Here is an 18,841-nt window from a genome sequence, read left to right on the forward strand (position 1 = left end):
CCCGAGCGGCGTTGGCGACGACAGGCATAAGCCCGTCCACATGAAAAGCCCGATCTCGATCAAACGCGGCACGGTCGCCGCGGCGTTCGTCGACCTCCAGGAAGAGCATCGGCAGGACAAGCGCTATCTGGTCGAAGGTTATGGCGAGGTGCTGGCCAACGTCCAACGCCTGCAGGCGGCGGCGCGGCGCAACTTCGTGCCGCTCTACCACTGGGCCTATATCGTCGATGCCGCCAAGGCGCATCCCTTCCATCCGCTCGACGCCGACGGCAAGTCCGCCTTTTCCGACAAGAGCGATCCTCTGACGGAAATCTGCCCGGAAGTGGCGCCCGCGGCCGGCGAGACGATGCTGGTCAAGACGCAGGCCAGCGCCTTCGGCGCCGGGCCTGCCGCAACCGAACTCAAGGCGCGCGGCATCGAATGGCTGATCGTCGCCGGCGTCTGGACCGAGGCCTGCATCGACGCCACCGTGAAGGACGCGGTGGCATCCGGCTTTCGCGTGCTTCTGGTCAAGGATGCCTGCGGCAGCGGCAGTGCCGCCATGCACCAGACCGCCATCCTCAACCTTGCCAACCGGCTCTATGGCGGCGCCGTCACCAACACGATAGACGCGTGCCGGCTGATGGCGGGCGACACCATCGATGCATGGCAGGTCGAAGGCTCGGTACCGCTGCGCTTCACGTTTGAAAACGCCGAACGGCTCTACGGCGAGCTCTGAGAGATGGGCACGGTCCACAAGCTCAAGACCGCCAGGCGGGGGAAATACGCCACCCTGCTCGATCCGGCGCTGTGGGAGTATATCGACCTGGTCAATGACTGGTTCCCGCCAGAAATCGCCGAACTTCCGATCGCCGAGCAAAGGTCGGTCTATGATGCGATGTGCCGCGCCTTCCATCAGGGTTATCCCAAAGGGGTTTCGGCCAGCGGCGGCATCATCGCCGCCGATGCAGGGCACGCCATCCCGATCCGCTACTATCGGATGGCGGGCAAGCCCGTGCGCGCCGTCATCGTCTACTATCATGGCGGCGGCTTTGTGCTTGGCGGGCTCGACAGCCATGACGACATCTGCGCCGAGATCTGCGCCGGCACCGGTTTCGACGTTGTCTCGGCCGACTACCGGTTGGCGCCGGAACATCCCCACCCGGCCGCCTTCGACGACGCGCTGACCGTGTTCGAATGGGCGGCGGTGACAACGGACCTGCCGATCGTGCTCGTCGGCGAAAGCGCCGGCGGCAACCTTGCCGCCGCGGTCGCGCACGCGTCTCGCCGCCACCTGCGCCGGGCGGCCGGCCAGGTGCTGATCTATCCCGGCCTCGGCGGCGACGAGAGTGCCGGCTCCTATGTCGAACATGCCGAGGCACCGTTGCTGACGCTGCGCGACATCGCGTTCTACCGCACCATTCGCGCTGCCCCGGCACAGTCGCCCGACGACCCGACTTTTTCTCCGCTGAAAGACAACGACTTCTCCGGCCTGCCGCCGACTGTCATCATCACTGCCCAGTGCGATCCGCTGTCGTCGGACGGCGAGACCTATCGCGACCGCGTCGTTGCCGCCGGCGGCCGCGCCTGGTGGTATGAGGAGCCGCGGCTGGTGCACAGTTTTCTGCGCGCCCGCAAAAGTGTTCCGCGCGCCGGCGAGGCGTTCGTGTGCACGCTTGCAGCCATCGCCGCCGTCGCCGTGCTCGGCAAGAACGACTGGCCATATTGAGGCGGCGAAGCGCTGATCTCCCCCTCATGGGGGTTGAGGAGTGGTCCGCGTAGCGGATGGAAAGCCAATTGCTTGGCTTTCCGAACGACGAAAGCCGGCAGGCCAGAGGGGGGCGCGAAGGATCGCGGCCCTTCAGTATCCTAAATCAACGCAACGATTATCTGTGAAGATACTCCAGTCGGCAGACGGGATGGCGGGACAGCGCCCCCCTCTGTCCTGCCGGACATCTCCCCCACAAGGGGGGAGATTGGCCGTCTACCTCTGCGGAGTGGCGCACAAGAATTGCGGAAAAGAGAACATTTCCCGGGGTCGGCCCGCTTTATCATCACCTGCTCAGGCAACGGCGCCCGATGATCGCATCCGCCCCAGCGGAGGCGGACCGTCGGGGCGCCCAACAAAAGAGGGAACGACGATGAAATTCATGCTGACCGACCGCAATTTGCACCCGCAGGCCAAACCCGTCGCCCAAGATTTCACAAAGGGCGGCGTCAACCGGCGCGAATATCTCGCCATCATGGCCGGCTTCGGCGTCAGCGCGGCCGGAGCACTGGCATTGGGCGGCCTCAGCGCGTCGCCCGCCCGGGCAGAGGAGCCGAAGCGCGGCGGCACCTTGCGCGTCGCCATGAACGTCAAGGGTTTCAAGGATCCGCGCACCTTCGACGGTGTCGAGATGTCCAATGTGGCGCGCCACTGCAACGAATATCTGGTGCGCTGGAACCGCGACTTCACCTTCGAGCCGTGGCTGCTCGAAAGCTGGGAAACCAGCGACGACGCCAGGACGCTGACGCTGCATGTGCGCAAGGGCATCGCCTGGTCGAATGGCGACGTCTTCAACGCCGATGACGTCATCCACAATCTCAACCGCTGGTGCGACGCTTCCGTCCCCGGCAATTCGGTCGCCGCGCGCATGGGCGCGCTGGTCAATGCCGACACCAAGAAGCCGGTCGATGGCGGCATCGAGAAGGTCGACGATTTCACCGTAAAGCTCAATCTGCCGAAACCCGACATTTCGCTGATCGCAGGGATGGCCGACTATCCCGCGCTGATCATGCACCGCTCCTATGAGGGCGGCGACGATCCGATGAAGGCGCTCGCAATCACCACCGGCCCTTGCGAACTGGTCAGCTGGAATGCCGAGCCCAGTGCGGAGGTGAAGCGCAAGGACAAGCCCTGGTGGAAGGGCGACTTCTACCTCGACGGCATCAAATGGGTCGATTACGGCTCCGACCCCAACGCGATGCTGTCGGCGTTCGAATCCGGCGAGATCGACACCGACCACGAGACCGCCTCCGACGCCGTGTCGCAGACCGAGCAGATGGGCTTGCTGAATTCCGAGATCGCCACCGGATCGACCATCGTTGCCCGTTTCAATGTCGGCAACGCGCCCTATGACGACGTCAAGGTGCGCCGCGCCGCCCAGCTTGCCGTCGACAATTCCGCCGTGCTGGCGCTGGGCCTCGGCGGTCGCGGCAAGCCCGCCGACAACCACCATGTCGGTCCGATGCATCCTGAGTTTGCCGATATCGGTCCGGCCAAGCGAGATATGGATCAGGCGAAGAAACTGCTCGCCGAGGCCGGCAAGACGGACCACGAATTCGAGCTGATCTCGGTCGACATCGAATGGCAAAAGAGCACCGGCGACGCGATCGCCGCGCAGATGCGCGAGGCCGGCCTGAAGATCAAGCGCACCGTGCTGCCGGCGGCGACCTTCTGGAACGACTGGAGCAAATACCCCTTCTCCACCACCGAATGGCTGGGCCGCCCGCTCGGCGTCCAGGTGCTGGCGCTCGCCTATAAATCGGGCGCCGCCTGGAATGAAAGCGCTTACGCCAACAAAGAGTTCGACGAACTCCTCGACAAGGCGCTGGCAACGCCGGATGCTGCCCAGCGCAAGGAGATCATGGCCAAGATCGAACAGAATCTGCGCGATGCCGGCATCATCATCCAGCCCTACTGGCGCTCGGTCTACCGCACCTATCGCAAAGGCGTGCAAGGCTGCGAACAGCACCAGTCGCTGGAACAGCATTTTGAGAAGGTGTGGCTGGAGGGCTGATTCAATTGGTGTCGCCCGGTCGGGGTAGATAAGACAGAATTAGAGCTAGGCGACGACTGGCCCAGCAGCTGGAACTACTCCTTCGTATGCTGTGCACCCTTCTATCTCGATCTTCCAGATGGCATTGGGGTTCGGATTTACGATGGCCGGAATGCGCCATCTGCTTGGAGCTATCTCATATCGGAAATGCTGATCGCCGCAGGTCACCTTGACCTCATACTGGGGTTTCGATGCAGAAACAGGTGATCTGAACTCGAAATGCAATTCCCCGTTTTCGGTATACAATTCACTGATAAACATACCACGACGAAAAAAGACTGATCCGCCTTTCTCTACCGCGAAATTGTAATTCCATGCTCCCGGTCCAAGCAGCCGCTTCAGATAGCGCTCTTCATGGATCGTCCTGCACACAACGTAATTCAGGGTTGCGAGACTCAGTCTTTGGGGGACGACAACCTCAGACATTCTCATATTGTGAATGTGTTGCATTTCGTCCTGAGAGACTGCTGAGTCATGATATATATGTTCAAATTTGAGTTGGTCAAATTGATTGTCTCCGTCTCTCGGTATCTGATTAGAATTAGCAAAGTTTCCGGCAACAAAACGGCTAGACGCTAGGGTGAGCACCGATTTTAGGTCAAACACTAACATCACAGGAATGCACATATGAGGATCCGCCCTATTGGGGTCACTCCGAGCCTTTATACCTTCGGTCTTTAAATGGAATCTGTTCTTGGGCCTGAAATATAACCATACATAGTTATGAGCGGCTGATTGTTGTTCAAAGCACCCTGATTGGCGACGTCACATAGCAAAGCGGGCACTCCATTGCGGCATATAATCTCGCCACCACGCAAGATTTCTGCGGCAACTTCGATTTGGCATGCGTGATAGAGAGACCGACCCCAACCCGTCCTTGATGCAAAACGATCAAGGCGAGGTCCCCAGGTCGCGATATGCTGATCGGCCCTCGCTATTGAAATAGCCATCCTTGCGTCGGTTTCGCCACAGTGTAGGGAGTGTATTGATCGCGATCTAAGAAAAGCGCTTCTGCCCGAGATGCGGTTGAAGCACCTGTTCGAGACTTCACGGAACAGATATAAGGAAGCTCGGACAGGATCGGAAAAAGGTAACTCTTTAGGCGCTGTGATTTTGCGTCTGAGAAACTATCTATTGAGAGTATCCTCTCTCGCAGCCTGACCCATGAGGCTTGGAGCAACTCCCCATCAATTCGCTCTTTCTTCCCCGACTGATGCTCCACAACAAGAGAGTTGTCTGTTTGCATCTGCACCGTGAATTGAGACTCTTTGGAAGTTGCGAACACGTGACCTTTGGCAAGCTTCCTAAGATCCTCAGAGAACTCCGCAAAATCTTCCGGGATTCTTACTCGCTCTTTGTGCTCTGCTACAAAATCCGAAGGAACCTGTATGTCGTGGATGTAAACGGGGATACTTACTCGAGCCAGATAGCGTTCCATCAAAGGACGAACGTCTTCCCAATTCAAGTTGCCGTTGCCGCATCCCAGAGGCGGAAAAGAAACCGAGGTGATCCCTAAGTCCTTATAAGCCGCGACGAACTTCTGCAGACCGTGCTCGATGTACTCTATCTTCGATGGCAGTTTCCAAGTGGTTTTAGTTGGAAAATTCAACACCCACCGCGTGTCGGATCGCCACAGATGGAGATTGCCAATCCGAAGGGCGCGCGCCTCGCAAAGATCGCGATACTCCCGAAACATTCGCGGGTACCTGCTTTTGAACTCCCTGGCGATTCCCTTACCCATGACACCCACCGTGTTGACGGTGTTCACCAGCGTCTGCGCGGGAGATTCAAATACGCTGCTTTCAAGAAAAGTGATCATTCGCTTAGATGCCCCAAGGTCAGAACGAATGAGAACATATAGAGAACATTAAGCAAGGTTTCTAGCACGATTCTGCAGCGCTGTCGTTGGCGGCTCGGCATTCCGCCTGAGGTTATACACACTTCGACGTGTTGCACCTATCGGCGACTCGTCGGTGATATCCAGCATCAGCTAGTCCCATGGCACTTCAATGTGTGAGAAATGTACGCATGGATCATTTCGACCTCGGCACCTACCGCCGCCCCATCTCCACCTCTTCGGCTGAAACACAGCGCTGGTTCGATATCGGGCTGAACTGGTGCTACGGCTTCAACCATGAGGAAGGCATAAAGTGCTTCGAAAAGGCGCTGGAGACCGATCCTGATTGCGCCTTCGTGTATTGGGGCATCGCCTATGCCGCCGAGCCTTTTTACAACCTCACCTGGAAGGAGCACGGCAAGGACGAGGCTAACCGCGCCGCGCGACGCTGCTTTGATCATGTCCAGCTTGCGCGGGCTGGTTCTGCGGGCGCAAGCCCCGTCGAGCAGCGGCTGATCGAGGCGCTGGCCGCACGCTTCCAGCAGCCGCATGGCGTGACGCCGGCGGAATTCGAACAATGGGACAATGCTTACGCTGCCGCCGCGATGCGGTAGGTCTATTGTGACTTTCCCGACGACCATGACGTGATGGCTCTCACCGTCGAGGCGCTGATGATGCGCACCGTGCGGCGGCTGTGGGATTTGAAAACCGGCAAGCCGGCGCCGAACTAGATGTGCTGGAGGCGCTGGAGGTCTGCGAGCGATCGATCCGGCTGTCGGACGAAGCCGGCACTGCGCCGCATCCGGCGATCCTGCACCTGCATATCCATCTGCTCGAGATGTCGACGCAGCCGGAACGCGGCATGCGCTCGGCGGACCGGCTCGGCACCATGTGCCCCGATGCCGGCCACATGAACCATATGCCGGGCCATATCCATGTGCTGTGCGGCGAGTACGAGAAGGCAAAGCTGGCCAGCGAAAAGGCGGTGCGCGCCAACGACCTCTACCTCGCCTATGCCGGTGAGACGACCTACTATCTACTCGGCTGCTGCCACGATTTGCATCTGATGATGTTCACCTGCATGTTCCTTGGCCAGTACCAGCCGGCACTGTGGGCGGCTGACAAGGTGCGCAGCCTGGTCACGCGCGACGTGGTCGCCATCCAGGACCGGCCAAAGCTGACGCAAACAGTGGAGGGCTATCATGCGATAAAATCGCATGTGCAGGTGCGCTTCGGCCGCTGGCAGGAGATCATCGATGAGCCGATGGGGGACGAGCCGGCACTTTATGTGCTGGCCGCCGCCATGCAGCACTACGCCAAGGGCGTCGCCCATGCGACGCTCAAGCAATTCGCGGCAGCCGAGCGTGAGCGCGAAAATTTCCGCAGGCATGTCGAGAGCATTGCGCCCGAGCGGCGCTTCCTCAGCAACCCGGCACGGGCCTCGCTAGCCGTCGGCGCCGCCTTGCTCGATGGCGAGTTGGCCTACCACCAGGGGCAGCATGACGACTCTTACGCCCATCTGCGCCAATCCGTCGAACTCGACGACAATCTGTCCTACACCGAGCCCTGGGCCTGGATGCACCGCCGCGCCATGCGCTGGCGGCACTGGTCCTCGACCAGGGCCACACTGACGAGGCCGAGCAGGTCTATCGCGACGACCTCGGCCTGAGCGGCAAGGTCCAGCGCTGCGCCCAGCACCCCGACAATGTCTGGTCGCTGCACGGGTTGGTGGAATGTCTGAAGCGGCGCGGCGAGAGCGTGGAACTGCCGGGGGTGCAGGAGAAGCTCGAGGTAGCACTGGCCAAGGCTAATGTGGCGATCACGTCGTCATGCCTGTGCCGGACGAGACCGCAGGCGGACCGTAGCTGCTGTCGTTGAGAGGGCAGCCAACCGACCGAAATCGGCGACGTTCGCTCACGAGAAAATCTCAGCCAGATCGTCGATGCTGGTGCCTTCCTTGAGCTGTCGCAACTCCACATACATGACGACGATGGCGATCGATACCACCAAGCCTTGGGCTGTATCGACCAGGGCGTTGAGCAAAAAGCCCAGTGTCAGACCAAATGAGAAAAAGAAGGCGTTCGCCCAAATATCCACGGTGATTGAAGGCACGAGCACGACAAGCCAGATGCACAGCAACGGCCAGCGGCTGCCTTTGGTCAGGTCGCGGCTGCGTTGCATGCTGGCGAACACGCCACGCCCTTCACCGACAATTACCGGCGTCGTGACCGACCAGCGCGCCAGCAGCAACAGTCCGGGAACGATGATGAGTACCAGGCCCAGCCAGAAGGCGAATGTGATCAGGATCGAGGCGGCGCTTGCCGGTAGCAGAAGCGCACAGGCTGTTCTGATGCAATCGCGTGCCGACGGCCGTTCGCCGCGCAGATCCATCAGGGCCGCTCGCGTCAATGCCGCCTGCATGAAAGCCCCCAGCACAAAAAAGCCCAACATGAAGATTGCCGTGATCGTCAACCGTCGCATCGAGTATTCGGGCTCTACCGACCCAACGGATACCCAGAACCAGTAGGAAAATCCAAACTCCGGCAAGGCGTATACGAACAACGCCACTCCCAAGCACAGCACCGGATTGCGCCGGATAATCGCGAACGTATCGCGGAGAACCCTGCCGATGCGAAATTTGCCTGGCTGCTCCGGCGTCATCGACGTCACGATTGCCCTACCCCGGTCGATGTGCCGTTACGAAAAAATCTGCGCCAGTTCGTCGACGCTGGTGCCTTCCTTGACCTGGCGCAGTTCGACATAGGTGACGGCAATGGTCACCGACAGCATCGTCGAAAAGATCGTCGACACCAGAGTGCTGCCAATCGCTCCGACCAGGACACCGACACCGGTGACGCCGCCGGCGGTGGCAAGCGCCAGTCCGAAAAACAGCGAGAACACCGCCTGGATGAGCATCGCCGCCACGCCAATGATCAGCAGCAGCCAGAATATCGACCAGCGGCTGCCTTTGGTCAGGGCACGGCTGCGCGATATCGAGCCGAACACGCCAAGCCGCTCCTGAACCGCAATGGGCACGGAAACCGATACGGAAATCAGCCACATGAAAGCGGGAATAAACGCCAGGGCAAGCCCGATCAGCCACCCGATAGGGGGAATGACCCAGGCGATGAAAACCATCACAAAAACAGCCACCACCAGAGTGACAATGATCAGAATGCCTATGCCCAGCGTGGGCAAGAAGCTGCGCGATGCTATCTGGATGCAGTCGCCGATGACCGGCCGCTTGCCGTTCAAATCCTCGATTGCCGCCCTGACAAGCGCCGCTTGCACCAGCAAGGCCAGAACGAAAATGATCAAGGAAGCGACTATCGATAAGCCCGAGTAGTCTCCCATGGCCGACGTTTCGAAAGCGGCGGCGTTCCCGGCGCTGTCGACGTTCACCAATGTAGCGACCCGGGACAGGTTCCAGAGGTTGTACAGCAGTGCGGGCAGGGTTGAGAAAAGTCCGACGACCACAGCAAGGAAACCCAGATTGCGGCCGATGACCGCGAAGCTGTTGCTGAAAACCCTGCCGATGCGGAATTTTTCCGGTCGGTCCTGCGCCAGTGACGTCACGATGCCTCCTGCCCTGGCACCCGCCTTGACCTGACCGGGTCAAGGCGGTGCAAACCCGTCGGCTTACGAGAAGATCTCGGCCAGTTCGTCGACGCTGGTGCCTTCCTTGACCTGGCGCAGCTCGACATAGCTGACCGCGGCGGCGACCGACAGCAACATCGACATCACGCTCTGCACCAGTGCCGCCACGACAGTAGCGACAATGTCGTGAAACAGGTAGACAAACACGCCCACCGCGCCCTGGATGACCATGCCGATGATGATCAGGACAAGGAACAAGCCGAAGAGCGACCAGCGGCTGCCCTTGGTCAGGGCGCGGCTGCGCGACATCGAGCCGAACACGCCGAGCCGCTCCTGGATCTGAACCGGTATCGCAACCGACCAGCCCAGCCACAAGATGATGCCGGGCACCAGCAACGCAAGCGCGGCTAGGCCTGCGCCCAGGCCGACGAGCAGGCCGATCGCCAATGTCGGCAGAAAATATCGGATGGCTATCTGCAGGCAATCGCCCAAGGTCGGCCGCTTGCCGTTCAAATCCTCGATTGTGGCTCGCACGAGCGCCGACTGCAGCACCAGTACGAAAAGGGAGGCAATGAAACTGGCCGGGAGCGTCACCCAAATGTTGCTAAACACCAGGGCGGGGTCGGCCGCAGCGCCGGGATTGGCCGTCAGGAGCGCCTGCATGCGCGATTCGGTCCATAGCCGAAGAATAACTGCCGGCACCCCCGCAAACAGCACCGAAAGCCCCACGAAAAGTATGACGTTGCGGCCGATGACGGAGAAGCTGTTGTTGAAGACCCTGCCGATCTGAAATTTCTCAGGCCGTGCAAATGTTGCCGAAGTCATGATGCGCCCCCTGTTCCACCGCCGAATATTGTCCGGCAGCCGCAGTAGTAAATTTGCCAAGATTAACGACTGGCGTCTAGCCCACTTGCAAAAGTTACGCTGCATTGCCAGTGTCGGCCCGCGAACCGCAGGTTCATGGGGGCGAGAAGGTGACTGCTGCACAGCCGGACGCTGCGCAAGCCGAATGGCTGGCCAAACTGCACAAGCAGTTGCTGTCAGACGATTCGATCCAGTTCGACCTGCCGGCCTACAGACCACCCGAGACACCCGAGTGGATGAGACCGCTGGGCGAGTTCCTGAAATCGCTCGGCCCGTACATGATCTACCTGTTCTGGGGCGCGGTGATCACAGGTGCCGCGATCATTCTGCTGCTAATTGTCCTTGAAGTGAAAGGCGTCGCCTGGCGCCTGCCCTGGTGGCGCAAAAAGAGCGTGACCGAGGCGGAAGCGATATGGCACCCCGACGTTGGCGCCGCGCAGATCCTGTTGTCGGAAGCCGATGCGCTCGCCGCCCGGGGCGAGTATGACGAGGCGGTGCATCTCCTGCTGCGCCGCAGCGTTGCCGACATTGCCGGCCGCCTGCCCGACTTTCTGCGCCCGTCGCTGACCGCGCGCGATATCGCGGGAGCGGCGTCGCTGCCAACGCGGGCGCGTGGCGCCTTTACCCAGATCGCGCGCATCGTCGAGGCCGCTCTGTTCGCGCGCCGGCCGGTCGGGCCCGAGGGCTGGCAGGAGGCGCGCAGCGCCTATGAGCGATTCGTCTTCAGGGATGCCTGGACGTGAGTGACGCGACAGCCGACATCGCCCAGCAGGAACCGTTCAGCCGCAGGACGCTGTTCTGGGGCATTTTCGCCAGCCTGCTCGCGGCCGCAGGCTTCTTCCTGTTGTCCACCTATGCGCCCGACTTTCGCCAGCCGAGCGTCGGTGGCGCAACGCCGCTGTCGAAGAGCGGCATCGGCTATGCCGGTCTGGCGCAATGGCTGGAGCTGACCGGCGAAGCGCCCGACATGGCGCGGTCCGACAGCGATCTTCAGATCGACACGAACCTCCTGATCGTCACCATTTCGCCCGACAGCGACCCGGATGCGCTTGCCAACATCATCAAGCTTCGCAAGGGCCTGGATACGCTGTTCGTGCTGCCCAAATGGGCGACCTTGCCGCTGGCCTTGCACGAAGGCTGGGAGATGAAGATCCAGCGGCTGCCGGATGTGGTGGTCAACGACTGGCTCGGCCGCATCGCCAAGGCCAAGCTCGGCGAAGGTGAGACCACGGTCAAGCAACTCGACGTCTCAGGGCAAATGGTCAGCGTTCCCGGCCAGTTGCAATGGGTGGCCGACGAACACCCGCTGATTGCCGCCGGCAACGGCAAGGCCGTGCTGACCGAGGTCGAAGACGAGCGGTTCTACATTCTGACGGACCCCGATCTCATCAACAACGCTGGCTTGAAAGATCCCGACAAGGCGGCGGCGGCGCTCAAGCTGATCGAGCTCCTCCAGCCCGAAGAGGGTGCCGTCATGTTCGACCTGACGCTGCATGGCGTCGGGCGAAAATACGATCTCGCCAAGCTTCTGGTCGAGCCGCCCTTCCTGGCGCTGACGCTGACCATCCTGGCGGCGGCGGCACTTGCCTTCCTGCATGGCCTTGGCCGGTTCGGGCCGCCACGGGCCGATCAGCGCGCCATCGCCTTCGGCAAGCGCGCGCTGGTCGATACCACGGCGATGCTGTTGCGCCGCGCCGGCCGGCTGGAGGAACTGGGCGACCGCTATGGAGCACTGGCACGCGTGCGCGCCGGCGCGCTGCTCGGCGCGCCGCACGGTTTGCAGGGCGAAGCGCTCGACCGCTGGCTCGATTCCCGCGACGAGGACGAAGCCGGCGGGTTCACGACCCGCCTGCAAGCTGCGAACGCGGCAAAGACCCTGACACAAATGCATGATGCAGCCGAAAAGCTGCACGACTGGACGGCAAGGAGGCTCGGTGAACGTCGATGATGTGAAGGCCCTGGCGACACAGATCAGGGAAGAGGTGGCCAAGGCCATCACCGGGCAACACGATACGGTCGATCTGATGCTCACGGCATTGTTCGCCGGCGGGCATATATTGCTCGAAGGACCGCCGGGCACGGCCAAGACGATGACGGCGCGCTGCTTTGCCCAGGCGCTGGGCGTCGCCTATGGCCGCATCCAGTTCACACCCGACCTGATGCCCGGCGATATCGTCGGTTCCAACATCTACAATTTCCAGACCGGGCAATTCACGCTGACGCGCGGCCCGATCTTTTGCGACCTTTTGCTCGCCGACGAAATCAACCGCACGCCGCCCAAGACCCAGGCCGCCCTTTTGGAGGCGATGCAGGAACATGCCGTCACCTTCGACGGCACCACCCATGCGCTCGGCCCGAACTTCATGGTGGTGGCGACGCAGAACCCGATCGAGCATCAGGGCGTCTATCCCCTGCCCGAGGCCCAACTCGACCGTTTCCTGTTCAAGCACCGGGTGAGCTACCCCGGCCCGGAAGAGGAAAAGGCGATCATCATCCACCATGGCGGCGGCACCGCCTCGCACGACATCAAGCAGTACGGCATCAAGGCCCAGGCCGACCGCAAGACGCTGGAAAAGGCGTTGGCGACCGTCGGCGAGGTTACGCTGGTCGATGATGTCGTCGACTATATCGCCAGGCTGGTGCGGGCCACGCGCGAAAGCCCCGACCTCGAGGTCGGCGCCAGCCCGCGCGCGGGCGCCATGCTGGCGAGAGCTGCACGGGCCCGGGCAGCGCTCGACGGGCGTGCCTATGTCATCCCCGACGACGTCAAGGCGCTTGCCGTGCCGGCGCTGCGCCATCGCGTTATCCTGTCGCCGGCGGCGCAGATCGACGGCCGCCTGGTCGAACAGATCGTGACCGACCTTGTAGACCAGACGGAAGCGCCACGTTGATTTATCCGAGCGGCCGGGCAGTCTGGGCAGGTGCGGCCGGTGCAATACCGGCCTTCCTGATCGCGCTCGCGCTGCCGTCGCTGTGGTATCTCGGCCTGTTGTGGATCTGCGCGCTGCTTGCTTTCCTGGCCGTGGACGCGGCCGCCGGGTGCGGACGGGCTTCTCTGAACGCCAGCATCCACGCCCCGCCGCAGGTCAGCGTCGGCGGCCAGCTCACCGTCAATGTCACCGCCAGGCTCGGCGGACGGCCGCGCGCCGTGCAGGCGCGTCTTGGCCATGACGAGCGGCTGCAACCGCTGGGCGGCACCGGCGGCGCATCGACCGCCGAGGCCGGCAGCGCATCGCTCGATCTCAGATTTCAGGCGCTGCGGCGCGGCATTGCCAGGTTCGACCGCTTGTGGGTGCGCTGGCCCGGGCCGTTCGGGCTGGTCTGGAACCAGGTGGTGCTGCCGATGGACAGCAAGGTGGCGGTGCTGCCCGACGTCAGCAGCGCCCGCGACGAGGCGATCACGCTTTTGCAGCGACAGGCGCTGCCCGACGGCCATGCGCAGCGCCGAGCCGGCCAGGGCCGCGAATTCGAGGCGCTCAAGGATTACCAGCCCGGCATGGGCCGGCGCATGATCGACTGGAAGCGCAGCGCCCGCCACGGCAGGCTTCTGGCGCGCGAATTCCGCATCGAGGAGAACAACAACATCGTGCTGGCCATCGATAGCGGCCGCTTGATGTGCGAGCCCGTCGACGGCGTGCCGAAGGTCGACCGCGCCGTCACCGCCGCTTTGCTGTCGGCGTTCATTGCGCTGAAGGGCGGCGACATGGTCAGCCTGTTCGGCTTCGACGCGCGACCGCGCGTTTCCAGCGGCGCCGTGCGCGGCTCGGCCAGCTTCGCCATGATCCAGAAGCGGGCGGCGGAGATCGACTATTCTACCGAAGAGACCAATTTCACCCTGGCGCTGACGACGCTGGCGGCGCGGCTCGACCGGCGCTCGCTGGTGATCATCTTCACCGATTTTGTCGATCCGATCAGCGCCGAACTGATGCTGCGCACCGTAGGCCGGCTCACCGAACGGCATCTGGTGCTGTTCATGATGATGAAGGATGTCGAGCTGGAGACACTGGCCGACATGCCGCCGGACACGCCGGAGGATGTGGCGCGCTCCGTCGTCGCCGGCGGGCTGCTGCGCGAAAGGCAGGTCGTCATCGGCAGGCTCAGGCTGCTCGGCGCGCATGTCATCGAAGCCGACCACCAGAGGCTCGGACCGGCGCTGGTCGAGCGCTATCTCGAGTTCAAGCGGGAGGATCTGTTGTGAACGCGCTGGTCGGCAAGGATGCCGTGCGCCAGTCGCTGGCGAGCTTCCGTTCGGAGCGCGAGGCCGACTGGAAGGCGTTCGAGGCGCTGCTCGCCCGGGTCGAGAAACGCGCGCCGCGCACGCTCTCGGAAGACGAGTTGCTGTCGCTGCCGCTGCTCTACCGCTCGGCGCTGTCCTCGCTCTCGGTGGCGCGGGCGACCTCGCTCGACAATGCCTTGGTCGGCTATCTCGAGGCGCTGTGCCTGCGCGGCTATTTCTACCTCTATGGCGCACGCCGAGGGTTGCGGCAGCGCATCGGCGATTTCTTCCTGCATGACTGGCCGCATGCCATTCGCGATTTGTGGCGCGAGACCTTGCTGTCGGTCGTCCTGACCTTTGTCGGTCTCGGCGCCGGCTACTGGCTGGTGGCGAAGGACAAGGGCTGGTTCGACGCCATCATTCCGCCGAGCCTGGCCGGCGGGCGCAACCCGGATGCATCGGCGGAAGTGCTGCGGCAGGTGCTTTATGACGGCGCCGACAGCAATTTCCTGTCGGGCTTCGCCGCCTATCTGTTCACGCACAATGTCCAGGTGGCGATCCTGGCCTTCGCGCTCGGCTTTGCCTTCGCGGTGCCGAGCGTGCTCCTGATCCTGATGAATGGCTGCCTGCTCGGCGCGATGTTCCAAATCTATGTCGCCAAGGGGCTTGGCATCGAGCTGGGCGGATGGCTGTCCATCCACGGCACCACCGAGATGTTCGCGATCGCCTTGGCGGGCGCCGCTGGCATGCGTATCGGCACGCGTATCGCCTTCCCCGGTGAACTGACGCGGATGACGGCCGCAGCCGATGCCGGGCGCGTGGCGGCAACCACCATGGTCGGGGTGACGATCATGCTTTTGTTCGCCGGCCTGCTCGAAGGCATCGGCAGGCAGGTGATCACCAGCGACGTCACACGCTATGCCATTGGCGGCGGCATGCTGACGCTGTGGCTCTGTTATTTCTATTTGTTCAGGGTGGTGCGGCATGGCGACCGTTAGGCGCGCCGCCGTCTCGACGATACGGCCGCTGATCACGCCCGAAGGCGTCGATCTCCGGATAAAGCTCGCCGATGCCGGCACCCGCGCCGCCGCCTTCCTGCTCGACTTTGTCATCATCGTCGTCGCCGCAATCGTGATCACGATCGTCGCGCTGCTGGGCGTGGGCGGCCTCGGCGGCGAGGAAGCGCAGCCGCTGTTTGTCGTCTGGATCATCCTGATCTTCTTCCTGCGCAACGCCCATTTCATCGTCTTCGAGGCCGGCCGCCGCGCCGCCACGCCCGGCAAGCGGATGCTCGGCATCCGGGTGGCATCGCGCAGCGGCGCCGGCCTATCGGTCGATCAGGTCATCGCCCGCAATCTGATGCGCGAGATCGAGATCTTCCTGCCGCTGTCGATCATCCTCGGCCGCAGCGAGATGGGGCTCGCCGACACGTTGTCGACGATCTTCGGGCTGGTCTGGACGCTGCTGTTTGCGCTCTTCCCGCTGTTCAACCGCGACCGCATGCGCATCGGCGACCTTTTGGCCGGAACGTGGGTTGTCGAGGCGCCGAAACTGGCGCTGGTCGAAGACCTGTCGCAACGCCAGGACACCACCACCCGCGCATTCCGCTTCACCCAGGCGCAGCTCGATGCCTATGGCATCGCCGAACTGCACAAGCTGGAGGAAGTGCTGCGCCGCGACGACTATTTCGCGCTGAAAGCCGTGGCCGAAACGATCGGACGCAAGATCGGCATGACGATCGAGCCGGTCGATTCCAGGGCCTTCCTCACCGCCTATTATGGCGAGCTGCGGGCACAGCTCGAACGCAAGCTGCTGTTGGGCAACCGCAAGGCGGATAAGTATCAGCGGTGAGCTGTGCCTCAGATGGGAGTCGATACATGAGACATTGCTTCCTGAACATAGTTGATAAAAGTGTGTTTGCAATTCCGATGGCTACCACCCGCGACGGCTGGGAGAAGTTCGCAGGTCCCGTCATTTTGATTGGCGAGCTACCTTCGGTCTCCGACAAAGAGATCGGTCTAGCAACACTCAACGCGCTTGGTGCTTATGCCAGCGATGTGCCCGACGACATCGTACACACGGTTCTTCTTGACAGCTCGGCTTCGCGGTTCGGCTTCAAGTCGTACAACTCCCTCCTTCGGAAATCCCGTCAGATGTCGGTCGACCAGGGAAGGGACGACAAATTCACACTTACCCCCTATGCCAAAGTCAACAGAGAGAGTGCCGTGCCGCTGGACACGATCTTGTCTTCAACAGATACGCCAGAGGATCTCGGGCGTGCTGTTCGAGAGTGCATTTCGCTTTGTCGTTAACAGCGTCGAGTAATCGGTCACCATGAACACCTCTCCATCCGAGCTCGAACTCCAGGAAATGGAGGCGCGCGTGCTGCCGCAGCTCAGCCCGGCCCATGGAAATCATGGGTCGAGGGTCGGGATTTGCTGAGCAGATCGAATTTCATTCAAACCGACGAAGGCGCGGATCGCGGCGACGATATCGAAATGGCCAGCGCCACGGCCGAAGACCAGGATTTCATGGCTGCGGCGCGGCAGGACATGCCTCGCCTGATCGCCGAAGTGCGCAGGCTGGGCGCACTTCTCAATCAAACGAAGTAAAAGCGGCGAGGCCGCCTACCCCACCCACTTTTCATAGTCGGACACCAGCAGGTGCACCGGCGCAATGTCCTCGTGGATGTTGGAGAAGCGGCCGATCGGTTCGCGGAAGACGTTGTCGGTAAGGTCGTCATTGACGGTCGAGACCTCGCCGATCAGCACATCCTTGCCCTCGGCCCAGAAGGCGTGCCAGACGCCGGGCAGCAGCGTCACGCTCTGGCCCGGGTCGAGCTTCAGGAGCCCGCCTGCCGGCAGCCTGTGGATGGTGCCGTCGACCGGCACCGTCACTTCGGCCTTCGGATCGATGCCGCCGTCGCGATCGTGCATGAACAGTTCCAGCACGAGCTTACCGCCGCCGCGGTTGATGATGTCCTCGGCCTTGATGTTGTGGCGGTGCATCGGCGACAGCTGATCCTTGCGCGAGATCATGATCTTCTCGGCATAAAGCATGCCCATGCCCTTCTTCATGTCGGCGTAGACGCCGTTGCGAACGGTGAACAGGAACAGGCCGAGTTCGTCGAATTTTTCCTGGCCGTAATCGGTGATGTCCCAACCGAGCCGCGAGGTGAAAATGGCGGCGGAGTCGGCCTTGCGCGCCTTCATCTCTTCCGGGCTCCAGTAGGCGAAGGGCGGCATGATGTAGCCGAACGAGCGGATGAAGGCGTCTGCATCGCGGATGATGTCGTTGACGGTGGAGCGTTTCATGATCGTGATCCCTTCGCGTCGCGTTCCCTGGAGTTATCTGAAGCGCATAGCCGAACAGCGCTGCGGTGTCGACGCAAACTGCATGCTGGCCCCATGACATCCATGCGGATCGGGGCCATAAGTCCAGCCAGATTTCCCAGGGTGACATTCATGCAAGGCATAGACGACCTCGACACGCCGGCGATCCTCATCGACGCGGCCCGCGCCGAAGCCAACATCGCACGAGCGCAGGCGCATGCCGACCGCCACGGGCTGAAACTCAGGCCGCACATCAAGACGCACAAACTGCCTTATTGGGCGAAGAAGCAGATGGCGGCCGGCGCGGTCGGCATCACCTGCCAGAAGATCGGCGAGGCCGAAGTGATGGCCGATGCCGGGCTGACCGATATTTTCCTGCCCTACAACATCCTTGGCCGCGCCAAGCTGGAGCGCCTCAAGGCGCTGCATGGCCGCGTGACACTGTCAGTGACGGCCGACAGCCTCGAAACGCTGGAGGGGCTCGCCGCCACCTTCACCGATACCGGGCACCCCCTGCCCGTCCTGGTCGAATGCGACACCGGCATGGGCCGTTGCGGCGTGCAGAGCGCCGCCGAGGCGCTGGCACTGGCGAAGTTGATCGACCAAGCCAAGGGGCTCACCTTCGGCGGGCTGATGACCTACCCCGCGGCCGGCCGCGCCGCCGAGGCTGAATCCTGGCTGGCCGGCGCCAAGCAAACGCTCGCGGCCTCGGGTCTCGCCTGTGATCGCATTTCAAGCGGCGGCACGCCTGATATGTGGCGCTCCGGCGAGGACAGCGTCGTTACCGAATACCGCCCCGGCACCTACATCTATCTCGACCGCTACCAGGTCGCCAAAGGCGTCGGCACGCTCGACGATTGTGCGCTGACGGTGCTCGCCACCGTGGTCAGCCATCCGACGCCGGCCCGCGCCATCCTCGACAGCGGCAGCAAGGCGCTGTCCAGCGACACGCTGGGGCTCCCCGATTTTGGCGAGCTGCTCGGCATGCCCGGCGCCCGCGTCACCAGCTTGAGCGAGGAACATGGCACGGTCACGCTTGGAAATGGTGCGAAGCTTCGCATTGGCGAGCGCGTGCGCGTGGTGCCTGATCATTGCTGCGTCGTGACCAACCTGTTCGACCAGGTGCATCTGATCGACGGTGACAAGGTGCTGGAAACGCTGAAGGTGGAAGCGCGTGGGCGGATGGAGTGAGGCT

The 18,841-nt window shown here is 62.3% G+C and carries 17 protein-coding genes and 2 pseudogenes; 13 read left to right on the plus strand and 6 right to left on the minus strand.

What is annotated here, in order from left to right; all coding sequences use genetic code 11:
* The first annotated feature begins 40 nt into the window (after positions 1-40).
* The 3 genes from NKI64_RS21020 to NKI64_RS21030 all read left to right on the plus strand — a co-directional run bounded on the left by NKI64_RS21020 (position 41) and on the right by NKI64_RS21030 (position 3,761).
* Positions 41-718 (plus strand): isochorismatase family protein, encoded by a 678-nt coding sequence (locus NKI64_RS21020; RefSeq protein WP_352669766.1) that lies wholly within the window; start codon positions 41-43, stop codon positions 716-718.
* A 3-nt stretch (positions 719-721) separates the two neighbouring features.
* Positions 722-1,708, plus strand: coding sequence for an alpha/beta hydrolase (locus NKI64_RS21025; RefSeq protein ID WP_023713599.1), 987 nt, complete (start codon positions 722-724; stop codon positions 1,706-1,708).
* 412 nt (positions 1,709-2,120) lie between these two features.
* On the plus strand, positions 2,121-3,761 hold the full coding sequence (locus NKI64_RS21030; RefSeq protein ID WP_352669769.1) for an ABC transporter substrate-binding protein: 1,641 nt from the start codon (positions 2,121-2,123) through the stop codon (positions 3,759-3,761).
* Between the two features lie 45 nt (positions 3,762-3,806).
* On the opposite strand, the pseudogene NKI64_RS21035 reads toward NKI64_RS21030, so the two are convergent.
* Together NKI64_RS21035 and NKI64_RS21040 are read right to left on the minus strand one after the other, a co-directional pair.
* Positions 3,807-4,532: pseudogene (locus NKI64_RS21035) on the minus strand (DarT ssDNA thymidine ADP-ribosyltransferase family protein); the annotation flags it as partial.
* 202 nt (positions 4,533-4,734) lie between these two features.
* Positions 4,735-5,619 (minus strand): macro domain-containing protein, encoded by an 885-nt coding sequence (locus NKI64_RS21040; protein ID WP_023702282.1) that lies wholly within the window; start codon positions 5,617-5,619, stop codon positions 4,735-4,737.
* Positions 5,620-5,828: 209 nt separating this feature from the next.
* On the opposite strand from NKI64_RS21040, the pseudogene NKI64_RS21045 reads away from it, so the two are divergent.
* Positions 5,829-7,515, plus strand: a pseudogene (locus NKI64_RS21045) (hypothetical protein).
* A gap of 36 nt (positions 7,516-7,551) precedes the next feature.
* Here the strand turns inward: NKI64_RS21045 and NKI64_RS21050 are convergent.
* From NKI64_RS21050 to NKI64_RS21060, 3 genes are all read right to left on the minus strand, one after another.
* Positions 7,552-8,307, minus strand: coding sequence for a hypothetical protein (locus NKI64_RS21050; protein ID WP_023715256.1), 756 nt, complete (start codon positions 8,305-8,307; stop codon positions 7,552-7,554).
* Between the two features lie 27 nt (positions 8,308-8,334).
* Positions 8,335-9,213 (minus strand): hypothetical protein, encoded by an 879-nt coding sequence (locus NKI64_RS21055; RefSeq protein WP_352669773.1) that lies wholly within the window; start codon positions 9,211-9,213, stop codon positions 8,335-8,337.
* Between the two features lie 63 nt (positions 9,214-9,276).
* Positions 9,277-10,059, minus strand: coding sequence for a hypothetical protein (locus NKI64_RS21060; protein ID WP_023715254.1), 783 nt, complete (start codon positions 10,057-10,059; stop codon positions 9,277-9,279).
* A 149-nt stretch (positions 10,060-10,208) separates the two neighbouring features.
* Between NKI64_RS21060 and NKI64_RS21065 the strand changes: the two genes are divergently transcribed.
* The 8 genes from NKI64_RS21065 (at position 10,209) to NKI64_RS21100 (ending at position 16,926) form a co-directional block, all read left to right on the plus strand.
* Positions 10,209-10,841 carry a DUF4129 domain-containing protein gene (locus tag NKI64_RS21065; protein ID WP_023715253.1) on the plus strand — a complete coding sequence of 211 codons (633 nt, stop codon included), beginning with the start codon at positions 10,209-10,211 and terminating at the stop codon, positions 10,839-10,841.
* Positions 10,838-12,046, plus strand: a complete 1,209-nt coding sequence (locus tag NKI64_RS21070; RefSeq protein ID WP_352669776.1) for a DUF4350 domain-containing protein — start codon at positions 10,838-10,840, stop codon at positions 12,044-12,046. The genes NKI64_RS21065 and NKI64_RS21070 overlap by 4 nt, the downstream gene beginning before the upstream one ends.
* Positions 12,033-12,989, plus strand: a complete 957-nt coding sequence (locus NKI64_RS21075) for an AAA family ATPase (RefSeq protein WP_023715251.1) — start codon at positions 12,033-12,035, stop codon at positions 12,987-12,989. Before NKI64_RS21070 ends, NKI64_RS21075 begins: the two co-directional genes overlap by 14 nt.
* Positions 12,986-14,296, plus strand: coding sequence for a DUF58 domain-containing protein (locus tag NKI64_RS21080; RefSeq protein WP_352669779.1), 1,311 nt, complete (start codon positions 12,986-12,988; stop codon positions 14,294-14,296). Before NKI64_RS21075 ends, NKI64_RS21080 begins: the two co-directional genes overlap by 4 nt.
* Positions 14,293-15,312, plus strand: coding sequence for a stage II sporulation protein M (locus NKI64_RS21085; protein WP_023715249.1), 1,020 nt, complete (start codon positions 14,293-14,295; stop codon positions 15,310-15,312). The genes NKI64_RS21080 and NKI64_RS21085 overlap by 4 nt, the downstream gene beginning before the upstream one ends.
* Entirely contained in the window at positions 15,299-16,165 is an 867-nt protein-coding gene (locus NKI64_RS21090) for an RDD family protein (RefSeq protein WP_352669782.1), read from the plus strand. The genes NKI64_RS21085 and NKI64_RS21090 overlap by 14 nt, the downstream gene beginning before the upstream one ends.
* Before the next feature lie 26 nt (positions 16,166-16,191).
* Positions 16,192-16,626 (plus strand): hypothetical protein, encoded by a 435-nt coding sequence (locus tag NKI64_RS21095; protein WP_155921574.1) that lies wholly within the window; start codon positions 16,192-16,194, stop codon positions 16,624-16,626.
* A 123-nt stretch (positions 16,627-16,749) separates the two neighbouring features.
* The gene (locus tag NKI64_RS21100; RefSeq protein WP_023689648.1) at positions 16,750-16,926 is read left to right on the plus strand and encodes a hypothetical protein; all 177 of its coding nucleotides are present in this window, start codon (positions 16,750-16,752) and stop codon (positions 16,924-16,926) included.
* 15 nt (positions 16,927-16,941) lie between these two features.
* Here NKI64_RS21100 and NKI64_RS21105 read toward each other — a convergent pair whose 3' ends face one another.
* The gene (locus NKI64_RS21105; protein WP_023689647.1) at positions 16,942-17,628 is read right to left on the minus strand and encodes a D-lyxose/D-mannose family sugar isomerase; all 687 of its coding nucleotides are present in this window, start codon (positions 17,626-17,628) and stop codon (positions 16,942-16,944) included.
* A gap of 150 nt (positions 17,629-17,778) precedes the next feature.
* Between NKI64_RS21105 and NKI64_RS21110 the strand changes: the two genes are divergently transcribed.
* Positions 17,779-18,837 carry a D-TA family PLP-dependent enzyme gene (locus NKI64_RS21110; protein WP_023711607.1) on the plus strand — a complete coding sequence of 353 codons (1,059 nt, stop codon included), beginning with the start codon at positions 17,779-17,781 and terminating at the stop codon, positions 18,835-18,837.
* Positions 18,838-18,841 lie beyond the last annotated feature (4 nt).

This window comes from Mesorhizobium sp. M0478 (assembly GCF_040321305.1).
Classification (GTDB): domain Bacteria; phylum Pseudomonadota; class Alphaproteobacteria; order Rhizobiales; family Rhizobiaceae; genus Mesorhizobium.